Consider the following 20,353-nt stretch of genomic DNA (forward strand, 5'->3'; position numbering starts at 1 on the left):
TTGTGCTGGAGCTTTCGCCGAACGGGACGCCGTTGGTTCAGTACGTGCAGGGCTTGCTGGGGCCGATCGCGCGGGTCGATTTGCAGAACGGCGCGAACGCGAGGTATTATGTTTTGGACGCTCGCGGCCATGCGCGGGCGATGGTTGACAGCACGGGTTCGGTTACCGATTACTACGAGCACGACGCCTGGGGCAACTTGTTGCCGGGGTCTTACGGCTCGACGCCCAACCTGTTCAAATGGAACGCGGCGGCGGGCTACCAGCACGTTCCTTTCACCGGGCTGTACCACGTGGGCGCTCGCGAGTACGACCCTCGGACCGCGAGATGGCTGCAAAGAGACCCGATAGGCCAATCCTCCGGCGACCCCAACCTCTATCGGTATTGCGGAAACGATGCGGTCAATGCGAGCGACCCGAGCGGGTTTGAAGGCATAGTCATCTTTGTCCACGGATCAAAGAGTGGATCGGGCCGGTTCTCCGCGGAATTCTTGCGTGCGGTTAAAGAGACCTTCAGGGCGGATGGCCATGTCTCTTATCACTGGGATGGGAACACGAGTTACTCGGACATTGCAAAAGATGCTGAAGTGTTTGCAAAGTTTATGAAGTATGTACAGAGCAGGCATCCTAGCAAGCCGGTGTTCATTGTAGCTCACTCAAATGGAGGCAACGTTGCGAGCGCCGCATGCGCGATAGTGCCTCCTGTAGCGGGATTAGTTCGCCTGGGGTCTCCGGTGCCAGATCCTTTCAACTATCCGGAGTTTACCAATCACTCAGTGATGACTCCGATTTTGAACCTGTATGATGTAGATGACGCAGTTGCTGAGTTCTATGCGTCCGTCACGGACGGTGGCAGGCCAATTAGCGCAACTTCCATGACTCACAGGAACTGGACTACGTTGGAGGTCGACGTTGGGAATCCAGGCAAGGTCTCCGGTATCGGAGTTCACGCTCAATTCTTAAATGCGGGAGTATGGCGGCGTGCTCTAGGTCCAGTAGTGACTGAGTGGCTGAAGCGCGTTAAAGGTAATCGCTAGAGTGGGAGCCACCATGACCAACAAGACCCCGGTAACCAAATGCCTTCTGGCCTGTTGCGGAATCCTCTTCTCTTGGTTTATTGGTCCGGTCGTTGCATACGCCCTTAGCCAGAACGTGCCACCCTTCTCTGAGTTCATGACAATCAACTTTCATCTGTATGGTTCAAGCCGCATCATATTCTCGCTGGCTTTTGTACTGTGCTTAATGTCTAACTGGGGGCCCACGATTGCTCTAAAATCTGTGGCCATCTTCCGTGGTTTGTTAGTTGCGAGCACAGCCGTGATCCTTGGATTCTTGCTGGATGGACAAATCTATGGAGATTTTTCGATCGCAACAACTCTTCCTTTGAAAGAGGCTTTGTGGAGCTACGAAGGCGCCGTGTTGGCTCCGCTAACGGTTATCTTGCCAGCGTTCCCCGCACCGTATGGTGTCGATATGTTGAACTATAGAGGCATCGATTGGGGGCTGGCGCTTGCATTTCCGACGGCATATGTTTTGATCTGTGCTGGGTTGTTATCGTTGTCAGTGTCAATCCGATGGCTCGCGCTGGTCATCTCGGCGCGTAGAATGGCGATAGAACATCCAAAGTGGCGCACTGCTATGTCAACGAAGTCAATGGTCTTAGTTGGAGCTATCCTGCTAATGAATTGGCCGATGATCATTCCGTTTCCATATGAAGGGGCAGATCTTGTAACATTCTTTGTTATTGGGTTTGCGCCAATGGTACTTGCGTTAGCACTGTGGACTGGGCTGGTTGACAGATACTTGGGATGCTAACTTGAAGGCCGCTCTGGTTGAAAACCACACCGATCTGGCCTGGGGCAGCGAGGATTACGGCAATCTGGTCTATGCGGGCTCGCCGTGCGTGGGCGAATACGAGGCCGCTTACGACGCCTTTGGGCGAAGGGTTTGGGAGCGGGGCAAGACCTATGCGCGAGCGGAAACCGGGGTGGGGGTAGACTGGTCTTTGCATGCGTGCTCAGGGTCGTGCACCCTCCACACCAAACGGCGGGCGTGGAGGGCGAATCATGGCCTCGCGCAACGCGAAGCCCTACTCGCGGACCGTCAGCCTCAGTTCGTTCAGTTGCTCCTCGGTTACCGCGTCGGGCGCGCCGAACATCACGTCGGCCATGGCCGCATTCTTGGGAAAGGCGATGACGTTCCGTATGCTATCGTCGTTGGCCAACAGCATGATCAGGCGGTCGATGCCGGGGGCAATCCCGCCGTGAGGCGGCGCGCCAAACTCAAACGCCTCTAACAGATGCCCGAAACGCTCTTTAATCTCCGACTGCGCATAGCCCAGGATCTTGAAGACCTTGTTCTGCACGTCCGGGCGGTGAATACGGATGCTGCCGCTCGCCAACTCGTTGCCGTTGCCCACCATGTCGTAGCATTGACCCCGGACATTAGCCGGATCGGACTCCAGCAGAGGCGCGTCTTCGTCGTTCGGCGCGGTAAAAGGATGGTGCTCCGACTGCCAGCGCTGCGCTTCTTCATCCCAATGAAACAGTGGAAAGTCGACGATCCAAGCGAACGCCATGACGTTGGGGTCGGCCAGATTCAGGCGCCGTCCCATCTCCAATCGCAGTCGGCCCATGCACTCCAGGGCGACTCGCGGCTGGTCGACGACCATGGCGACCAGGTCGCCGTCGTTTGCCGCGCATCGTTCGCGGATTCCGGCAATCTCCTCTGGCGTCAAGAATTTTGCGACAGGGGAGCGAACCTCCTCGCCTGCAAATCCGAATGTGGCCAGCCCTTTTGCGCCAAACCGCTTGACCAACTCGGTCAGTTCGTCAATCTCCTTGCGAGAGAGGCCCGCGCAGTCTGGCAGGCAGACAGCTTGGGCCGTCGCCCCCGCCTCGATCGCCTGTCTAAAGGCGTTGAAGCCGGTGTTTCGAAAGAGTTCGGTCAGGTCGGTCAGCTCCAAGCCAAAGCGCATGTCGGGCTTGTCCGTGCCAAATCGTCTCATCGCCTCTTGATAGGTCAGCCGCGGCCAGGGCTTGGTCGTCACGCGCATGGGCGACAGCGTCTCGACGATCTCCGTCCAGAGCGGCTCGATCAAGCTTAAGACGTCGTCCTGTTCGACAAACGACATCTCTAAATCGAGCTGGGTGAACTCTGGTTGGCGGTCGGCTCGCGGGTCCTCATCGCGAAAGCACTTGGCGATCTGAAAATAGCGCTCGATGCCCGCCACCATCAGCAGTTGCTTCATCTGCTGCGGCGATTGGGGCAAAGCGTAGAAGCGGCCAGGGAACAGGCGGCTGGGCACTAAGAAGTCTCGGGCGCCTTCCGGCGTGCTCTTGATCAGGATCGGCGTCTCTATTTCCAAGAATCCGCGCTCGCTGAGGTAGTCGCGGATCATCTTGATCGCCCGATGGCGAAGTTCCATGCGCCGATACATTGTCGGGCGGCGCAGGTCAAGGTATCGGTATTTCAAGCGGAGCTGTTCGTCAACCTCTGTGTCTTCTTCGTTGATGGGAAAAGGCGGCGTGCGCGAGGCGTTCAACAATTGAACCGATCGAGCGATGATCTCGATCTCGCCGGTCGCCAGCTTCGGGTTTTCCGCGCCGGGCTGGCGTCTTTGCACCGTGCCTTCGATGGCCGCGCAATATTCGGGCCGAAGCGACGCGGCGGTCTCCATCGTTTGGGCATCTGTATCCGGGCCGAAGAAAACCTGCACCAATCCGGTTCGATCGCGAACGTCCATAAAGATCAGGCCGCCCATATCGCGATTGCGATGAACCCAACCGTTAATCCGTACGTTTTGCCCTATATGATCGGTGCGAAGCTCGCCGCACCAGTGATCGCGCTTCCATGCTTTCATATTCGTTTTCATTATGGCACGGCGTCCCTGCGGCGCGGATCGGGTATAATCGCCATTCGTGCGTTTCGCATGATCATAGGCAAACGTTGCAATGTTTGCCGTCTATGTAGCGTCCGAACGAGGGACAAGGGTGATAAGCGATGATATTTCCTGAATCAGACAGTCTTCGCGAGTATCCGCGATACATTTTGGCGCTTCTGGCCGCAAAGCGGGCGCAGGAGCTGAAAGCAGAAGACAACACGGCTAACATTGGCCTGACCACCCGCAACTATCTGACCGAAGCACTGGACGAGATCGCTGCGGGCAAAATCAAGCCTCGCATTCTCTCGCCCGACGAGGTAGAGGTCGAGTTCGCCGACCAGGTGAGCGATTCGACATTAGAGCAAGTGATGGGCAGCGAACCGAAGCCGCAGGAAGCAGAGGTTGTCGCTCCGCCCGTTCCGGGTATCGCCGCCGCAGAGGCCATTGTCGAGCCCTTTGCCATTGTCGATGAGCCGGCGGAACCAAGCGCGCCTCCCATGACGCTCGGCGACTTGGCAGGAGACGAAGCGCAAGAGCCGCTCAAAGAAGAGGAGTTTGGCGGCAATCTGGACGACCTATTGCCGTCCGAATCGGCTGACGCTTCATAACCGACGCTCAGACTTTCAAGCATGGCCGACTACTACGAGGTGTTGGGCGTTTCTCGCAACGCATCGCAGGACGAACTGAAGGCGGCCTACCGCAAGTTGGCGAGGGATAACCACCCTGACGTCAATCCAGACGATCCGGAAGCCGAAGAGCGATTCAAGGCCATCAACCAAGCTTATGAAGTGTTGGGGAACCCGGACAAACGGGCGCATTACGATCGCTATGGGCCCGATGGTCCGGCCTTTGCAGGCGAGACCAACTTCGATCCCTTTGCCGACATGCAGGACCTGTTCAGCATGTTTTTTGGCGGCATGGCGCAAGGCCGCACCTATGTTCCAGGCGACGACCGCCGAGCCGATGTCGAAATCGAGCTGGTCGACGTCCTGACGGGCAAGCGACTAACTTTGCCTATTCAAAGGTTAGAGACGTGCGACGTTTGCGACGGTACGGGCGCTGAAAAGGGCTCGCCGCCGATTACTTGCCCCGATTGTCGAGGAACCGGTCGTGTGCGGCATACGCGCTCGACTCTGCTCGGCTCAATCACTCAGGTCGGGACCTGTCCCAAGTGCGGAGGCGAGGGGACCATCGTCGAGAAGAAGTGCAAGACATGCCATGGACAGAAGCGTCGCTCGGTAGAGCGGAAAATCGAGGTCAACATTCCTCCCGGCATCGAGCATAACTCCGTCATGACCTTTCAAGCTCAGGGGGACCATGGCCTTCGCGGCGGGCCGGCGGGCGATCTTCATGTAGTCATCGGCGTCAAGCCGCATAACCGGTTTTTGAGGCGCGGCGCCGATCTGGTAACCCTTCTCAACGCGACTTTTCCTCAACTGGCGTTAGGAGACGAGATCGAAATCGAAACGCTGGTAGACAAGCAGAAGATAACGATCGAGCCAGGCACCCAGGTAGGCGACGAGGTCGTAATAAAGGGCCAAGGCATGCCCAGGCTCAATGGCGGGGCGAGAGGCGACCTCCGGATTCAGATCGGTATGAAAGTGCCCAAGAAGCTCAACGCCGCTCAGAAGCAGTTCTTGGAGCGATATGCGGAGGCCAGCGGCCACAAAGTCAAGAACGAACCGGACGCCGACAAGTCGTTCTATTCCAAATTGAAGAGCGGCCTAAAGAGCGAGGAGTAACTTTTGGCCGATATCGCCTGCGTTGGCGTCGTGGTGGCCGACGTCGTGGCCAAACCGGTCGACGACTTGCCTCAAAGAGGCTCTCTCCGACTGATCGACGCGATAGAACTTCACATAGGAGGATGCGCGGCTAACTCCGCTGTCGGTATCGCTCGCCTTGGTCTCGATGTATCGCTGTTCGGACATGTGGGAGCCGATGCCTTTGGGGATGCCGTTTCAAATAGGCTGAATCGAGAAGGCGTCGATACGGCGGGCCTGTCAAGAGACGCGAGCCTGCCAACATCCTGCACGGTCGTGCTGGGCCACTCGGACGGGGAGCGCACCTTTCTTCATGTCGTCGGCGCAAACGCTGGATTGACGCCGGAAACGCTCGATACCGATCGATTGGCGCAATCCCGAATCGTTCACTTAGCGGGCGTGTTTCTATTGCCCGGCATAGACCCCGGCGCATCGATAATGCGAACGCTGAAAACAAAAGGCGTTATAACCTGCGCCGATACGGCTTGGGACGCTCAAGGCCGTTGGCTCTCTCTCATTCGGCCGCTCTTGCCTCATCTGGACTACTTCTTGCCCAGTTGGGAAGAAGCCAAGATGATCTCGGGACGATCCAAGCCGGACGACGCGGCGCGCTTTCTATTAGATCAAGGTATCGGCACAGTCGCGATCAAACAGGCAGAACAGGGCTGTTGGCTTGCCGACAATGAGAAGATAGAGCGGCTGCCCGCCTACAAAGTTGAATATAGGGATGCGCTGGGCGCCGGCGATGCGTTCTGCGCGGGCTTTCTGTCCGGCTTGGCCAAGGGTCTGTCGGCCAGAGAATCGACGCAGTTGGGTAATGCGGTCGGCGCTCTTTGCGTTACTCGGTTAGGCGCGACGGCCGGACTGATCGGATGGGACGAAACGATCGAATTTATGAAGCGGAGCGAAACGAACCCATGATTCATGACGAACAGATGATGCGAGCGGCCATCGCAAAAGCCCAAGAGGGCATCGAGGCCGGTCAGACGCCGTTTGGCTGTGCGATCAGCAAGAACGGTCAACTAATCACCGTTGCACACAACACCGTTTGGCAGGACACCAACCCCTGCGCCCATGCCGAAGTCAACGCTATTAAACAGGCTGCGATCGTCTTGGGCACGATCGACCTTTCAGAATGCGAACTCTACGCGACCTGCGAGCCGTGCCCCATGTGCACGGGCGCCATCCATTGGGCGAAGATTCGTCGCTGCGTCTATGGAGCGACCATCGCCGATGCCGACGCCGCGGGATTCAACGAACTGCGGCTGCCGGCCGACGTGATGGCCAAGATGGGCGGCAGCCCGACCTCCTTTGAACCAGGGCCGCTCAGGGACGAATGCCGAGAACTTTTCGAACAATGGCACGAGGCCGGTCGGTCAAAGCCCTATTAGCGCAGCGCTGCGACAGCCAACAGCGCAACCTCCCAATCGCCCTTGATGCTATCCAAGTAGGGCGCTAACGGATGATCGGGAACGATCGCGACGAACGAGCGAGCGGCGTCGGAATACCGACCTTCGGCAAATGCCTCCAATCCTTGGCGAGCCTCGGCAGAGTTTCTAACGTACGGCTCGACCGCCCGCTCGACCAAACGCCCTAACGACATTTCATCGGCCGTCAGCATCGGATAAAGCCGTTGATCGATGCCCCAGATCACCGCGACGGCCAGCGCTATTCGCCTTCGAGCAATGTCCGAATCGGCGCGCGCCAGCGACGAGAGTATCAAGCCTGCATCATTCTCATCTCTGCGAGAGGCCAAAGCAGAGGCCATGGCCGCTAAAGCTCGATCGTGCGGCTCTATCGCCAGTTTCTCTCTGAGCGGCGCATCGGCCTCGGCAACGGCCAGCCTCCCCAGCGCTTCGGCTGCGTCGGCTCGAACTTCGCCCGAATCGGCGCTCAGCGCGGCGATCAGCGTTAACGCAAGCGTCCGGTCGGCGGGGACCGATTCCGGTCTCCTGGCCGCCAACTCGGTAACGGCGCGCAATATCGCCCGCTGTTCGTCCGGTTCGGACGCAGAACGAAGCCTCATCAGCAGCTTTGGAATTGCCTCGGGCGACGCCATCGTCTGCACAGCGCGGGCCGCCGCCACTCGGATTGCCATTGATTCGTGTTCCAACAGCCCTAGCATTAGATCGACCGCCGAAGCATCCCCTATTCCGCCCAACGCCTCGATCGCCTCGATCGCAATGTCGCTCGCGGGGTCGTTCACCGCCTCGATTAGAGGCGCCACAGCACGCACATCTCCAATTTCGCCCAGCGCGATCGCCGCGTGGCGGCGCACATCGGGGCTCGGGTCCTGAAGGGCGCGAACCAACTCCTCGACTGCCAAAGGCGTTCTGGCTTCGGCCAATGTTTTTGCAGCCTCCACTCGGGTCTCTTCGTCCGTGCCCCGGCTCAATCGTCTGGCGGCCCTCCAGCCGCGCGGCCGCACGCTAGAGGTCAATTGGCCTAGAACATAACCGGCCGCCGAGCTGCGCGGCTCGACCAATGGCCGCAGCCAGAACAAACCGAACAGCCGAATCGCTGTGAGCGTAACGAACAACACGTGGTAACGCTCCTCGGTTGGAAGAAGGCCCTGCAATCCCTCCATCATCGCGCCGCAAAGAGCGGGGGCGATTCCGCCGACCAACGAGCCGACCGCCGCCACAGCGCCCATGTAGACCGTGCGCTGACCGTCCGGCGCCATGCCCAAAATCATATTAAACTGAGAGAGGTTGACGCCCGCCCAAAACAGCCCGGCCATAATCTGTATCCCGATCAGAATGCCAAGGCTCATGCCGGGCTTTTCGGGCGTTGTCAGAATCCAAAGCAGGGGCAAGAAAACGACAACACCGCCCGCGATCGCTAACAGAGGCTTGTTCCCATACTTATCGGACAGATAGCCCCAAAACGGCATTCCAAGCGCGCTGAAGACGGCGGTGATCACGCCCAACCCCTGGATCCATATGTAAGGCAGCTTCAGTTCTTCTAATTGGTAGACGGTGAAGAACTGCCCGGCGAAGGTGTGCCCCGCCGTCCAAAAGCCGATGAAACGCAACATCCGCTTAAAGTTTCGATCCTGAAACGGCTCGCGATAAAACCGAGCAAACTCCGACCATCCGCCACCGGCCATCGGCCCTCGCGGCGCTTCGGGCATCCTGGACAAGGCGAAGTAAGACAGAAACATAAAGACCGCGCCGACGCCGAACAAGACGGCAAAAGCGATCTGGGGCGAGAATCGATCGTGCTTGACTGCCTGGTCCAAGAAAAGCGCCGGCGGCAGCGCCGTAAAGGCCGCTACCAGCCCCAAGATCATGTTTCGCTTGCCAAAGTAGCGACCGCGATAGTCTGCAGGGATAAGATCGCTCAACCAAGCCAGGAATGCCGGACCCGCCACAGCGCCCAAAACCGCCGAGAGCGTGATCAAGCCGATGAAAAGCTCGAGGCGAGGCAAAGAGATCGCCATTAAAGGAATGAGCGCGATCAGCAGCCACGGCGCCCGCATTCCAAGGGTCCATTTGAGCACAAACGAGCGTCTGGAGGGCGCTCTTTCTGCCAAATAGGCCGCAAACACTTGCAACGACCCCACCAGCGCAGGCAGCGCCGTCATGATGCCCAGCCATAAGTCGCTAGCGCCTAACTGCCGCGCGAAACCGGTCTGAAACGCGCCGCCCGTAAAGCCGACGTAGACAGTAAAGAGCGCGGCGTCCCAATTGGCCCATCGCAAAGCGCGCAAGGTGTCTAATCGAGTGAGACCGGTCGCCTCCATCACTCTAAAGTCCTGACTTCGATGCTCCAGTCGATCAGATCCAGATCGGGATCGGGCACGTCGCCCGACGGTTCCAGTTGCGCAAAGTCTACGTTCCGGTAAATGCGGTTCTGATCTAGCCTGATGGTGATGAAGCGGCTCAGGTCGGCCGGAGACCGCCCATCGCCAAAAGCCTCCCAAAACCGAGAGGCCTGATCGTGCGGATCGATCGGCGCACGGTCGGCACACATCAGGTTTACCTGGGCAAACCGCATGGCCCGCGCATCGTCCACGTCGGGGATGAACTGCGTTAGATCGACCTCAAATCGCAAGATGCGAGAGTCCGTTCCTACCGGCTCGAAGGATGAGGGCGGCCCCAGCGGGATCGAAGCGTCCAACGTTATTAGCGGGCTGCCCTGAAACAGCCCATAGCCGCCTCGAACTCCGCTATAAAGCACAAAGTGGGTGAACGCGCCCGCTGCAAATCCGTTGCCCCAAGGCGGCTGGACCACCGGCACAGGTCCTGCCGCGCCAAAGGAATCGTTCGAGAAGTTGATGACGGCGAAGTAAAGATACTCGGGCTTGACCCGGCCGTCTAGCCTCAGCTCAACGATAATTCGTGCGACTCCGCCCGGGGTCGGGTTGGCCGGAAACCGCGCGCAGCCCGAACTAAGCGCGACGATCAGTAGAAGAATGACCTTTGCGCCGCGCATGGCCTATTTTGGCACAGTAAGAAAAAAGAGGCGCGGGCGATTTTTCGCCCGCGCCCATGTGCAGGGTAGGAGGGTGTCTAAGCCTTAACAGCCCAGACCGAAGTTGCTCAGCACGATGGCCAGGTCCACATCATCGACATGCCCATCGCCGTTCACATCCTCGACCATGTTTTGGCCAACGCTGCCGAACGCGCTCAGGATGGCCGCGAGATCGCTGTCGTCCACGCAACCGTCGCAGTTCGCATCTCCCTGGAGCTTCGGGACGAAGACCCGCGTTGTCTGGAAGTCGGCGATCGGCGCAGGCACGCAGTTCGCGGCATAAGTAACGCCGTCCACGACGATCTTTGCCGACCTGATCTGACCAATATCCGAGCCGCCGCCGTCGTAGACGGACACCCACCACATATTCTGGTAGTTCGGAGGCAAGTGGCCGCTTTGAAGGGTCAGATCGACTTGCGCCCACATACCGTCCAGACCATGCCCGGTATACATCGACACCACCTTGGACCATGCCGGATTGGTCGGATTGCCGCGACCGATCGTCAGGTAAATGTCGCCTCGGAACGTGTGCTCGATGTCGATCAGAGCATAGCGGCTTGTTCGAGTAGGAACGAACGCATGAACCGTGCCGACCGTAGGAATGGCCTGAGGAATGTTGCCGCTGGTGTAGAGTCCGCCCGAAGTTACGATCCGGAACCTGTCCAGGGTGCCGCCGTCGCCATTGATCTGGTCGGACACTTTGCAGTACCAAACGACCGACTCGCTCGGCGTCTGATAAAACTCGGGGGCGTCGAAGATCGACTCGATCATGGTCGTCTGGCCATTGGTGGCGCCGCCCTCGCGATTGCGAATCACCTTGCTGTACAGCGGGTTGGAAGGATCGCCCACGCCCACTTCGACCACGACGTCGCCCTGGTAGGAATGGGTGAGCTGCACTTCTACGTAGGGAGTCTGGACGTACTTGATGGTCGCCGCGTCCGTCTCGGTCGCGCCGCCCCAAGATGCGCCTGTAACGTAGATATTGCGGGTGGCGTCCAGCTCGATGTCGGTCGGCGCATCGTTTCCGCTGCCTGGCCCGTTGTAAAGGATGGTCGAGGTAACGCTGCCGGTCGCTCCGTTCAGCTTCAACGTCCGATAGTCGTTGTTCGACGTGCCGCAGAGATAGGCGCTGCCCGCGCTGTCCACTTTGATGGCGACCGCATTGTAGGCGACGTGGAACTCTTGAGTTCCATTGGCGGTGTACTTGGCAGTTCCGCCGTTGCCAGTGATGTAGACCTGACCTAGGTCGTTAACGGCCAGCGCGAACGCCTCGTTTTCGCCGCTGACAGCGTTCAACTGTCGAGTCCAGATTTCCCCTCCGCTGGTGTTCAGCTTCAGGGTCATGTAGTTCTTGATCGGATAGTAACTGCCGTTGCTAAAGAACAAGGCGGTCATCACCGTGCCTGTAACATAGAGCGCGTTCTGGCCAACGTCAAAGTGACAGGCGTAAGCCGCATCCTCTACATAGCCTGGGTATGGCTGGCTCGTATTTTGGCCGTAAGGGCCGTTCTTCAGGTAGCTGAACAGCAGCGTGCCGCTGGGGGAGTACTTGAGAACCAGCATATCGTCGCCCGTGGCTCCGTTCTCGGTACTGCCAACGACATAAGCGTTGTTGCTGCCGTCTAGCGTCAGGTTATGGGCAATGTTCGACGGCACAAAAGCGTTCGGGTTGGTGAAGGTGCGTATCCAGCTTTGCGTTCCAGCTGGAGTTACCTTGACCGTAACGATCGCTGTGCCCGTGCCGCCCGTTCCCGTCGCTAGTACGTTGCCCTGATTGTCCACTTTGAGCGCGGAGCAGTTGTCGCCGCCGCCCGGGTGGTTGTACTTGTACGTCCATTCGTGCGATCCGGTGTCCGAAATCTTGGCCACGGCAAAGAGCGAGCCCGTGCCCGAATCGGTGATGTGACCGCCGACGTAGACGCCGCCGCCGGGCGCCAGCGCCATAGTCCTCACCTGGTCGCTGCTGTTTCCCGTGCCGTTGATCGTGCGCGTCCACAATCGAACGCCGTTGCTGCTGTACTTGACCACCATCATGTTCGCGCCTTGGCCAGCGCCGATCGTGTACCCGCCGACATAGACGCTTCGGCTGGAATCGACCAATACCTTGACGCCATAGTCGGCCGTGTTCGACTCGTTGTGTCGCGCCGTCCAAGCGGCGGTCTGCGCCGATGCGATCGAGACGCCCGAAACGAGCGCCAAGAGAACGGCTGCCTTCGTTGTTAGTTTCATTTGAGTTGCCTCCATGGTTTTCGTGCTACTGATGGGCAAAGCATATCCACGGGGTCTGACACAACTCTGACAAGAACTCTGACGGGACAGGGCGTAGCTCGGCGCAGGTACAATCCAAGCAATCGCATGAGCCACTTGATGATCCAGGAAATCCGCGAGCAGCCCGCCGCGCTTCAGGCCACCCTGCAAAACGAAGCCTCCAACGTTCAAGCCCTGGCAGATAGAGTGAGACAGCGCAACGTCGATTTTGCCGTCATCGTCGCGCGCGGCAGTAGCGACAACGCCGCAAAGATTCTCAAGTACCTCTTGGAGATCATGGCCGGTCTCCCGGTCGCTCTCGCTGCTCCAAGCGTAGTTACTTTATATAAGGGTCGTTTAGATCTATCCAATGCCCTGGTGATCGGCATCTCTCAGTCGGGCCAGGCCCCAGACGTAACCGAGTACCTTTCTGTCGCGCGTGCCGGCGGCGCGCTAACCGCCAGCATAACCAACGACCCGAGTTCGCCCCTTGCTAAGGCTGCTGAAAGCCATCTGGCCCTACATTGCGGGCCGGAATTGAGCGTAGCCGCGACAAAGACCTACACTTGTACGCTTGCCCTCGCCTTTCTATTGGCCAAGGCACTGTCCAACGATGGCGCCGAAGCGGCTCTGATCCCAGATCTGGCTGCTAAGACGCTGTTGCTCGAACCCGTCATCCAGCCGCTGGTCGAGCGCTATCGATACATGCGAGAGTGCGCGGTGCTGGCACGGGGGATCAATCTGGGCACGGCAGACGAAGTCGCGCTCAAACTGATGGAGACGACCTATTCTCCTGCCAAACCCTTCTCCATCGCCGATTTCATGCACGGTCCGTTTGCATTGATCGAAGATGCCTACCCTTGCCTTTTGCTCGCCCCTAACGGAGCTGCTCTTCAATCTATGGTTGACGGAGCGGCCAAGCTCAAATCCGGCGGCGCCGAGCTGATCGTCGCAGCGGCGAACAAGGACATCCTTAGCCTTGCCCGATCGCCCATCCCGATCGATTTTCAGGTCGATGAGTCCCTCTCTCCGATCGTCTACGCGATCATCGGACAGCTTTTTGCCTACTACCTAGCCGTTTCGCGCGATCTCAACCCGGATCAGCCGCGCGGCCTGACCAAAGTAACCAAGACCAACTGAACGATGGTCGTTATCGATAGCCTCCAAGAACTGCGAAGGTGGCGAGCCGGCGCAACGGACGTCGGCCTTGTGCCCACTATGGGGTGTCTGCACGAAGGGCATCTCTCGCTCGTTCGTCGTGCAAGAGAGGAGTGCGGCCAGGTCGTTGTAACGCTCTTCGTCAACCCTACGCAGTTTGGCCCGAACGAGGATTTTGCCCAATATCCGAGAAATTTGGAGCGCGACCGGACGCTGTGCGAACAAGAAGGCGCGGATGTCTTGTTCGCTCCCGACGCAAGCGAAATCTATCCTCCCGGCGATCAGACTCGCGTCATTCCAGGCGATCTAGCGAGCGGCCTGTGCGGAGCGCATCGGCCTGGCCACTTTCAAGGCGTGCTGACGGTCGTGCTGAAGCTCTTCAACCTGGCGCAGCCCGACAAGGCCTTTTTTGGCCTAAAGGATTACCAACAATATCGCGCTATCCAGCAGATGGCGTCGGACTTCTTTTTGAGCGTGGAGGTCGTGGGCTGTCCGATCGTGCGGGAGCCGGACGGACTGGCCATGAGCAGTCGGAACATCTATCTGTCGGCTGAAGAGCGGATGGCCGCGCTTTCCCTAAGCGGCGCGATCTTTCGGGCTCAGGCTGCCTGTGCCGATGGCGAGCGAGGCGCTGAGAAACTGCGTCAAATCGCTCTTAGCCGAATCCAAGAGGAGCCGCTTGTCAAGCTTCAATATCTTGAAATTGTGGACCCGGACACCCTGCAACCAATTGGCGGCATCGAAGAGAAAGGCCTTATAGCGCTCGCTGCGCATGTCGGCAAAACCCGATTGATCGACAACGGCTTCATAATCCCTTAACCTCTATACCGGTAGAATTAGGGGCATGAGAAGCCTGTCGCTGCTGTTCCTTGTCGCCTCGTTCGTCGTCTCGTTCGCCCAAACGCCACGACTGGTCGTCGTCATCAGCATCGATCAGTGCCGCGCGGATTATCTAACCCGATTCAACGATCATTACCTGCCCGCCAGCCAAAAGGGTTTTAATTATCTGATCGCCAACGGCGCCCACTATCGGGACGCGCATTTTGGCCATGTGCCCACGGCTACCGGGCCGGGCCATGCGGTGCTGCTGAGCGGCGCGCCGCCGCACTTGAGCGGTATCGTGGGCAACGAATGGTACGACCGGCAGAACAAGCGCGAGCATTACTGCGTGGACGACCTGACCACCGAGACCGTCGGCGGCCGATCCAAGCCGATGAGCCCCAAGGCGCTACAGGTTACCACCGTGGGCGACGAGTTGAAAATGGCCACGGGAAAGCGATCCAAGGTCGTCGGCATCGCCTACAAAGATCGCGCCTCGATTCTAATGGCTGGGCACGCCGCCGATACCGTCGTCTGGTTCGACGACAGCACGGGCAACTGGGTGAGCAGCAAGCACTACTGTCCCGATGGCAAGCTGCCGCAATGGGTGCAGGCGCTGAACGACGAGAAGCATATCGACATGTTCGCCGGTCGAACGTGGAAGCCGTTGTTGCCTGCGGAAGCCTACAAAGATTGTCGGCCTTTGGGCAATCCCGAGCCTTTCACGGCCACGCTGCCTGCATCTCCCGGCCAACCGTTGTACAAAGCCTTTGCATCGAGCGGATATGGCAACGATTACGTCTTCTTGACCGCGATGCGAGCCGTAGAAGCCGAAGGGCTGGGCGCCGACGATACGCCGGACATTTTGGCTATCAACCTATCCACCAACGACTACATAGGCCACGCCTTTGGCCCCAATAGCCCTCAGGTGCTGGACATCTCGGTGCGCACAGACCGCGGACTATCCGATTTTCTTAAGTTCTTGGACAAGAAGGTCAAAGGCGGCCTCAAATCGACCCTGATCGCGATCACTGCCGATCATGGCGTCGCGCCCGTACCCGAAGAACTGGCCCAATCGTACCGCGGCCCGGGCAAGCGCATAGCCTCTCGCTTGGTCGAGGAAAAAGTGGAGACTGCCCTCGACAAACTGATCGGTCCGGCCGACTGGGTCCTGGCCTACTCCGAACCGCATCTCTATCTCAACTTCGGTGCGATTCAAAGCCCTTTGTTCACGCGAGAATCGATTGAGCAAGCGGCTGCAGACGCCGCGCTCGAAGTAGACGGGGTTTACTTTGCTTTCACTCGCACCCAGCTGTTGAACGGACGCGCGCCAGGCTGGGATTGGTCGCCGCTGGTCTACAACGCCATGCATCCGCACCGTTCGGGCGATCTGATCGTCATCACCGCGCCGAACGTTTATATGTCGTCCTACCCGACCGGCACCGGCCACTTTACGCCCTGGGCTTACGACACGCATGTGCCCTTGCTGTTGACCGGCCCCGGCATCAAGCCGGGACGATACATGAGGCGCGTTACGACGCTCGACCTGGCGCCAACCCTCTCGCAATTGCTGAACATCGAGTATCCCAGCGGCAACATGGGCAAGGTGCTGACCGAAGCGGTCAAGTAAGCGCTATCAGAACTTGCCTAGGACGGTCAGTTGATAAAAGACGTCTCGACCAGGAGCGGGATTCGCCCCCTTTTGCCGATAGGTTGCCACCTTTACGTTCGGCACAATCTCAAAGTAATCGTTGATTTTGAACCGAATGCCGGCCACATAAAATGTCGGCTTTCCCGTAGTCGCCAGCTTCAGAAACTCGATCCGGTCGGCCCCCGGCACCGCATCGCTCACTACATCGGCGCGGACAAAGGGCCGTATCTTCTTCGATGCCGTCAGCTCTAAATAGATCGAGCCGACTGTGAGATTAATCGTCGCAGCGGATGGGCTTTCGCGCCTCTGCGAACCGGCCAGCAAACCGATCTTCGCCTCGGGCACGGTAATAAACGCTTCGCCCTTGATGGTGTACCATTCGACGCCCGCTGGCCGCTCCCAATAGTCGCCGTACAGATCGAGCGTCAAGGTATTGTTCGCTTTGTGAGAGACCCTGACTGAGAAGACGCGGGGATCGCCATTGGCCGTCTTTGTACCGCTTCCGTCGCCTAACATTAGCGCTAATCTGGTGAGGCGCTTGGCGTCCAAGTTCTTTTCAACCGAAATGCCCTTATCTCGAGCCGATCCCATTCTAAACAGGTCGAAGGGCGTCTTCTCGATGCCGCGATAGCCCAATGTGCTTTCGTTCGGCTCCCAGGTCAGCGTCGGTATGAGCCCGAACATGATGGTGTATCCGCCCGTCGAGTATCGAACCCAGGCGTCTTTGGCAAAGCTGTCTTTGTTCGCTGTCGAGCTGAAGTTGCCTTTGTCCTTGCCTTCCCATCGTATTCGAAAGGTTGCCCGGTCTCCCAACTTATGATCATAGGTCAGGTAGACCCGTCGAATCCATATGCCGTCTTTGCCGTCAATGGTCGCGTCGTGATGCTCGCCAACGGTGTAGAAGTCAAGATAGAACAGTCCGCTCAGTTTGCCATCGCCCAGCTTGACTTGCCCAAAGGCTTCCATCGAAACAAATGACGCAACGACTATCATCATCAGCGCAATGCGCTTCATGGTCTTCTCCTTCTTGCATTAACAAATTCTTAACATTGCTGGCCGAGCACAAGCCCGGACAGTATGCCTGTTTGGATCAACCCTTGACGATTCGAACCATTGAATCGTAGAAGGCGACGCTACCCCCGACCGGGTCGCCCAGAGAAGTGTTCTTGAGAATCGGGTCCGCCTGCATCGCTGCGTTCAAGTGCGCTCCCTTCGCTCGCCTTGGGTCGGCCCGAAGCCTTTCTCCGTCCACCTCGACATCGGAAGCGCCGTACGCCCAGTGGCCATAACCCAGCCCAAATGAGACAGCGCCCGGCCTAATTCCCTGCACCACTTTAACCGGCAGCCTCATGATCTTCTTGTTTCCATGCCCCAGGCTCCATTCGCCATTGGGATTGGAGGACGACTGAACCGTAACCAGATCGCCGTGCGCCAAGCCTATCCGGTCTGCGTCTCGCTTGTTCATCAGCAGGGCGTTCTCGGGCAGCACGCTGGTCAACCAATAGTTGCCTGCGGTTCGAGACTTGGTCATGGTGATCTCGCGGTGCGTGATCAGCTTCATATCGAACTCGCCTCCCTCGGTCGAATTGCCTGCCAGGTCTATAGCAGGAGGCAAGTAGCGCGCAATACCGTCGAAGCTCTTTCCGGTGATGGCGCTCTTGGCCGATGCGGTTTTCTCACTGTACAGATTGATCAGCTTGCCGTACTTGTGCTTTACCTTATCGCCGTCGATCGCTTTGCTGAAGTCTTCATATCGACCGCCTCGGTTGAGAACGTACACGACCTTTCGCCAATTTGCTTCTCCAGCGGCTGCCCGCCACTTTTCGACGTCGAACACCGACTTGGGCAGGTGCCTCCGAGCCGTCTCGAACAGCGTCAACTCCTCGTCCGACGCATCGGGCACGGCCTCCCCGTTTTTGTCTCCGGCAGCCACATTGGCCGCCATCTTGAGATACAGATCCTCGGGACGTTTGAAGTCCATGCCTGGGCCAAATCCGTCGGTCCCATAGCCGGGCAATTGCAACTGCTCGGCCAATGCCAACAACATCGCTTCCAGAGAAATCGGCATCGTCTCTCCAAAGACCGTTGCCTCTTCCGTCATCGGCGCTATCGCGGGCTGCCGGACCGGCATTATCTTGTTCGTGAAGGACGGGTGGCTGCCCTGAAACTCCCATCGCTCCAAGTAGCTCAGGTCCGGAAAGATGTAGTCTGCGTACATCGAGGTTTCCCCGACTGTGATATCGACCGAGATGAACAGCGGCAACTTCTCCGTGTCCATCAGCGCATCGATCAGCTTGTCTCCCGCCGGCAACGAATAGACAGGGCTGGCCATGTACTGGATCAAGCACTTGATAGGATAAGGATACTGATCCGCGATGCTCGGGATGACCTCCTGATAGACATCCGAAGAGAGCGGATAAAAGGGTCTCTTTGCCGGATAACTGTCAAAGATCGTCGTCTCCTCGTATTTCACATCGTGCCGAATGCTGCTGATCCCAAACGGCTTGGCCGCGCGCGGGTGCATATCCTTTAGTACGAACGGCTTGCACTCCATCGGCTCGCCCTTCTTGTCTCCGGTTACGTTCCAAACCGTCGCTTTAACGACGCCGCCCTTCCAATCATAGCTTCCCATCAAGAGGTTGAGCGAATTGAACGCTAGACAGTTGTAAAATCCGTTGGTATGCTGGCTGACGCCGCGATGAATGTCCGCGACCGACTTCTTGCCATGTCGCGAGAACTCTGCCGCGAGTTCCAAGACCTCCTTGGGATCAAGGCCTGCGATCTCGGACCACTGCTCGATTGAATGTTCGAAGGCCGCCTCCTTTAGCAACTGGAGGCTGCTCTTGGCCACAAATCGCTTGCCCTCTTTGTCGGTCAATTCGGCCGTTACAAACAGGTCGCCGACGACAGGGTGGTCCGCATCGTTGGGATCGACCGGCACGAGGCGACCGCCGCTCTTTGCCACAAACATCTCGCGCTCATAGGCCTCGCCATCGTCGCCCAACAACTTCTTGGCCGGCGCGACGCCGATCTCGTGCGAACGAACAAACTTATCCGGCTTGCCCTTGTCATTGATCTTGACGAGCCAAGTTCCATTCGACCAGGTCGGTTCGCCAGCTGCGTCTGCAGCGCCCTTGTTCGCACAGCCCAGATAGTTGGCGTCGAATCTGTCGTTCTCGATCAACCATCTGATCATTGCCATCGCCAGCGCCGCCTCGTGCCCCGGTTTGATGGGAAGCCACTTCCAAGCTTTGGACGCCGTCTTAGAGAAGCGAGGGTCTGCGACCGCGATCTTTAGACGCCCTTCGGCGATAGAGTTGACGATGCGCGGCGTACGGCCGGGCGGTCCATAATTGCCCTCAAAAGGCGAAGCCCCCACGAACAGGATAAACTCCGCATTGGCGGTGTCGGCCTGCCAATAGAACTTGTCCCCGCCCGTCCATTTCACTTCCTTGGACTTGGGATCGTACTCCCATTGCTCGCTCATCGCCTTTCCGGCAAAGTAAAGGCTGCCTTGGCACACCGTCGTGTGCCCGTGCGCGTTAGTCGATCCAAAGGCATTCTGGATAAACCGTCGGCAAAACTGATCGCGACCCGCCTTCATTCGACCCCAATTGAACACCAGTTGGTTGTTCTTGGGGCCTAGGTCGGGATGATCTGGGTCGATCATGGCGTCCAGTTCGGCAGCAAATTTCGCCTTGAACCCCTTTACTGCATCGACAATAGCCGACTCAGGGAGTTTCTTCTTCCGCACATCCTTGATGACCTTCTTGATCGACTGTATCTCCTTGTCCATCGCCGAAGCTATCTTCGGGTCCCGAAGAGCATACGCCTCTCGAAGGCCGGGCACAACCCGGTTTTCCTCTCCCGGCACATTGGCAAACAGCGCGCCGCCCTCAACGATTTCCCTGATGGCCTGGTCGAAGTCGACGCTGACCCATTTGCCTTCGCCTCGCTTGCCTGCCCGCTTCAGAACCTTGCGAATGCGATAGGGATCGTATACAGTCTGTATGCCCGCTTGACCCTTTGGACAGATCGCGCCATCGATCCCTGCCATGACGAACGGGGATGTGTCGGCGTCCAAGTGAGGGTAGAGGGTGTGCGGCGCAATCGGGTTTCCATCTAACTTGACAGCGGTACCGTTCCAGAGCTTAACCTTCAACCCGCATCCGGTATTGCATTGCAGACAGGATGTATAGATGATGTTCTCCGGGTCGTTCTGGCCATCGACTGCCGCTGTTCTTGATTGCCGATGCAGCGCCTCTCGAGAACAGCCCGCCAGAGCGACTGCGCCGCCCAATAGCGCCGACGTCTTCAGCATGTCGCGTCGCGAAATTCGATTGTCTTTATTGTGCTCCATGT

General features: G+C 58.2%; 15 protein-coding genes. 9 read left to right on the forward strand and 6 right to left on the reverse strand.

The window, feature by feature from the left end:
* Together HUU60_02150 and HUU60_02155 are read left to right on the forward strand one after the other, a co-directional pair.
* A partial coding sequence (locus HUU60_02150; GenBank protein ID NUL81508.1) for an alpha/beta hydrolase occupies positions 1-1,034 on the forward strand: 1,034 nt, incomplete at its 5' end.
* A gap of 13 nt (positions 1,035-1,047) precedes the next feature.
* Positions 1,048-1,812 carry a hypothetical protein gene (locus tag HUU60_02155; GenBank protein NUL81509.1) on the forward strand — a complete coding sequence of 255 codons (765 nt, stop codon included), beginning with the start codon at positions 1,048-1,050 and terminating at the stop codon, positions 1,810-1,812.
* A gap of 274 nt (positions 1,813-2,086) precedes the next feature.
* On the opposite strand, the gene aspS is transcribed toward HUU60_02155, so the two are convergent.
* Complete coding sequence (aspS, locus tag HUU60_02160; protein ID NUL81510.1) at positions 2,087-3,859, reverse strand: aspartate--tRNA ligase; 1,773 nt, start codon at positions 3,857-3,859, stop codon at positions 2,087-2,089.
* Between the two features lie 140 nt (positions 3,860-3,999).
* Here aspS and HUU60_02165 point away from each other — a divergent pair, with 140 nt between their 5' ends.
* From HUU60_02165 to HUU60_02180, 4 genes are read left to right on the forward strand one after another with little or no spacing between them, the layout of a single operon-like run.
* On the forward strand, positions 4,000-4,488 hold the full coding sequence (locus HUU60_02165; protein ID NUL81511.1) for a DNA-directed RNA polymerase subunit omega: 489 nt from the start codon (positions 4,000-4,002) through the stop codon (positions 4,486-4,488).
* 21 nt (positions 4,489-4,509) lie between these two features.
* Positions 4,510-5,622, forward strand: coding sequence for a molecular chaperone DnaJ (gene dnaJ / locus HUU60_02170; GenBank protein ID NUL81512.1), 1,113 nt, complete (start codon positions 4,510-4,512; stop codon positions 5,620-5,622).
* Between the two features lie 3 nt (positions 5,623-5,625).
* Positions 5,626-6,561: a sugar kinase gene (locus HUU60_02175; GenBank protein NUL81513.1), complete on the forward strand. Its 936-nt coding sequence runs from the start codon at positions 5,626-5,628 to the stop codon at positions 6,559-6,561.
* Positions 6,558-7,031, forward strand: a complete 474-nt coding sequence (locus HUU60_02180) for a nucleoside deaminase (protein NUL81514.1) — start codon at positions 6,558-6,560, stop codon at positions 7,029-7,031. The genes HUU60_02175 and HUU60_02180 overlap by 4 nt, the downstream gene beginning before the upstream one ends.
* On the opposite strand, the gene HUU60_02185 is transcribed toward HUU60_02180, so the two are convergent.
* The 3 genes from HUU60_02185 to HUU60_02195 all read right to left on the reverse strand — a co-directional run bounded on the left by HUU60_02185 (position 7,028) and on the right by HUU60_02195 (position 12,345).
* The gene (locus tag HUU60_02185) at positions 7,028-9,388 is read right to left on the reverse strand and encodes an MFS transporter (GenBank protein ID NUL81515.1); all 2,361 of its coding nucleotides are present in this window, start codon (positions 9,386-9,388) and stop codon (positions 7,028-7,030) included. The two genes, HUU60_02180 and HUU60_02185, sit on opposite strands and share 4 nt — an antisense overlap.
* Positions 9,385-10,077: a hypothetical protein gene (locus HUU60_02190; GenBank protein NUL81516.1), complete on the reverse strand. Its 693-nt coding sequence runs from the start codon at positions 10,075-10,077 to the stop codon at positions 9,385-9,387. The genes HUU60_02185 and HUU60_02190 overlap by 4 nt, the downstream gene beginning before the upstream one ends.
* An 84-nt stretch (positions 10,078-10,161) precedes the next feature.
* The gene (locus HUU60_02195; GenBank protein NUL81517.1) at positions 10,162-12,345 is read right to left on the reverse strand and encodes a hypothetical protein; all 2,184 of its coding nucleotides are present in this window, start codon (positions 12,343-12,345) and stop codon (positions 10,162-10,164) included.
* A gap of 126 nt (positions 12,346-12,471) precedes the next feature.
* On the opposite strand from HUU60_02195, the gene HUU60_02200 reads away from it, so the two are divergent.
* Genes HUU60_02200 through HUU60_02210 form a run of 3 tightly spaced genes read left to right on the forward strand, consistent with a single transcriptional unit; the run spans position 12,472 to position 15,970 of the window.
* A complete protein-coding gene (locus HUU60_02200) occupies positions 12,472-13,503 on the forward strand; it encodes an SIS domain-containing protein (GenBank protein ID NUL81518.1) in 1,032 nt (343 codons plus the stop codon).
* A gap of 3 nt (positions 13,504-13,506) precedes the next feature.
* On the forward strand, positions 13,507-14,340 hold the full coding sequence (locus tag HUU60_02205; protein ID NUL81519.1) for a pantoate--beta-alanine ligase: 834 nt from the start codon (positions 13,507-13,509) through the stop codon (positions 14,338-14,340).
* Positions 14,341-14,365: 25 nt separating this feature from the next.
* Positions 14,366-15,970 (forward strand): alkaline phosphatase family protein, encoded by a 1,605-nt coding sequence (locus tag HUU60_02210; GenBank protein ID NUL81520.1) that lies wholly within the window; start codon positions 14,366-14,368, stop codon positions 15,968-15,970.
* A gap of 6 nt (positions 15,971-15,976) precedes the next feature.
* On the opposite strand, the gene HUU60_02215 is transcribed toward HUU60_02210, so the two are convergent.
* The gene (locus tag HUU60_02215; protein ID NUL81521.1) at positions 15,977-17,005 is read right to left on the reverse strand and encodes a hypothetical protein; all 1,029 of its coding nucleotides are present in this window, start codon (positions 17,003-17,005) and stop codon (positions 15,977-15,979) included.
* 76 nt (positions 17,006-17,081) lie between these two features.
* Entirely contained in the window at positions 17,082-20,351 is a 3,270-nt protein-coding gene (locus tag HUU60_02220) for a molybdopterin-dependent oxidoreductase (protein ID NUL81522.1), read from the reverse strand.
* Positions 20,352-20,353 lie beyond the last annotated feature (2 nt).

Source organism: Armatimonadota bacterium, from assembly GCA_013359125.1.
Lineage (GTDB): Bacteria > Armatimonadota > Fimbriimonadia > Fimbriimonadales > GBS-DC > JABWCR01.

Excerpts from the sequence above, each read along its gene's own strand:
- HUU60_02155 (NUL81509.1), top strand. The coding sequence starts at position 1,048 with ATGACCAACAAGACCCCGGTAACCAAATGCCTTCTGGCCTGTTGCGGA.
- aspS (NUL81510.1), bottom strand. The coding sequence starts at position 3,859 with ATGAAAGCATGGAAGCGCGATCACTGGTGCGGCGAGCTTCGCACCGAT.
- HUU60_02165 (NUL81511.1), top strand. The coding sequence starts at position 4,000 with ATGATATTTCCTGAATCAGACAGTCTTCGCGAGTATCCGCGATACATT.
- dnaJ (NUL81512.1), top strand. The coding sequence starts at position 4,510 with ATGGCCGACTACTACGAGGTGTTGGGCGTTTCTCGCAACGCATCGCAG.
- HUU60_02180 (NUL81514.1), top strand. The coding sequence starts at position 6,558 with ATGATTCATGACGAACAGATGATGCGAGCGGCCATCGCAAAAGCCCAA.
- HUU60_02190 (NUL81516.1), bottom strand. The coding sequence starts at position 10,077 with ATGCGCGGCGCAAAGGTCATTCTTCTACTGATCGTCGCGCTTAGTTCG.
- HUU60_02195 (NUL81517.1), bottom strand. The coding sequence starts at position 12,345 with ATGAAACTAACAACGAAGGCAGCCGTTCTCTTGGCGCTCGTTTCGGGC.
- HUU60_02200 (NUL81518.1), top strand. The coding sequence starts at position 12,472 with ATGAGCCACTTGATGATCCAGGAAATCCGCGAGCAGCCCGCCGCGCTT.
- HUU60_02205 (NUL81519.1), top strand. The coding sequence starts at position 13,507 with ATGGTCGTTATCGATAGCCTCCAAGAACTGCGAAGGTGGCGAGCCGGC.
- HUU60_02210 (NUL81520.1), top strand. The coding sequence starts at position 14,366 with ATGAGAAGCCTGTCGCTGCTGTTCCTTGTCGCCTCGTTCGTCGTCTCG.
- HUU60_02215 (NUL81521.1), bottom strand. The coding sequence starts at position 17,005 with ATGAAGCGCATTGCGCTGATGATGATAGTCGTTGCGTCATTTGTTTCG.
- HUU60_02220 (NUL81522.1), bottom strand. The coding sequence starts at position 20,351 with ATGGAGCACAATAAAGACAATCGAATTTCGCGACGCGACATGCTGAAG.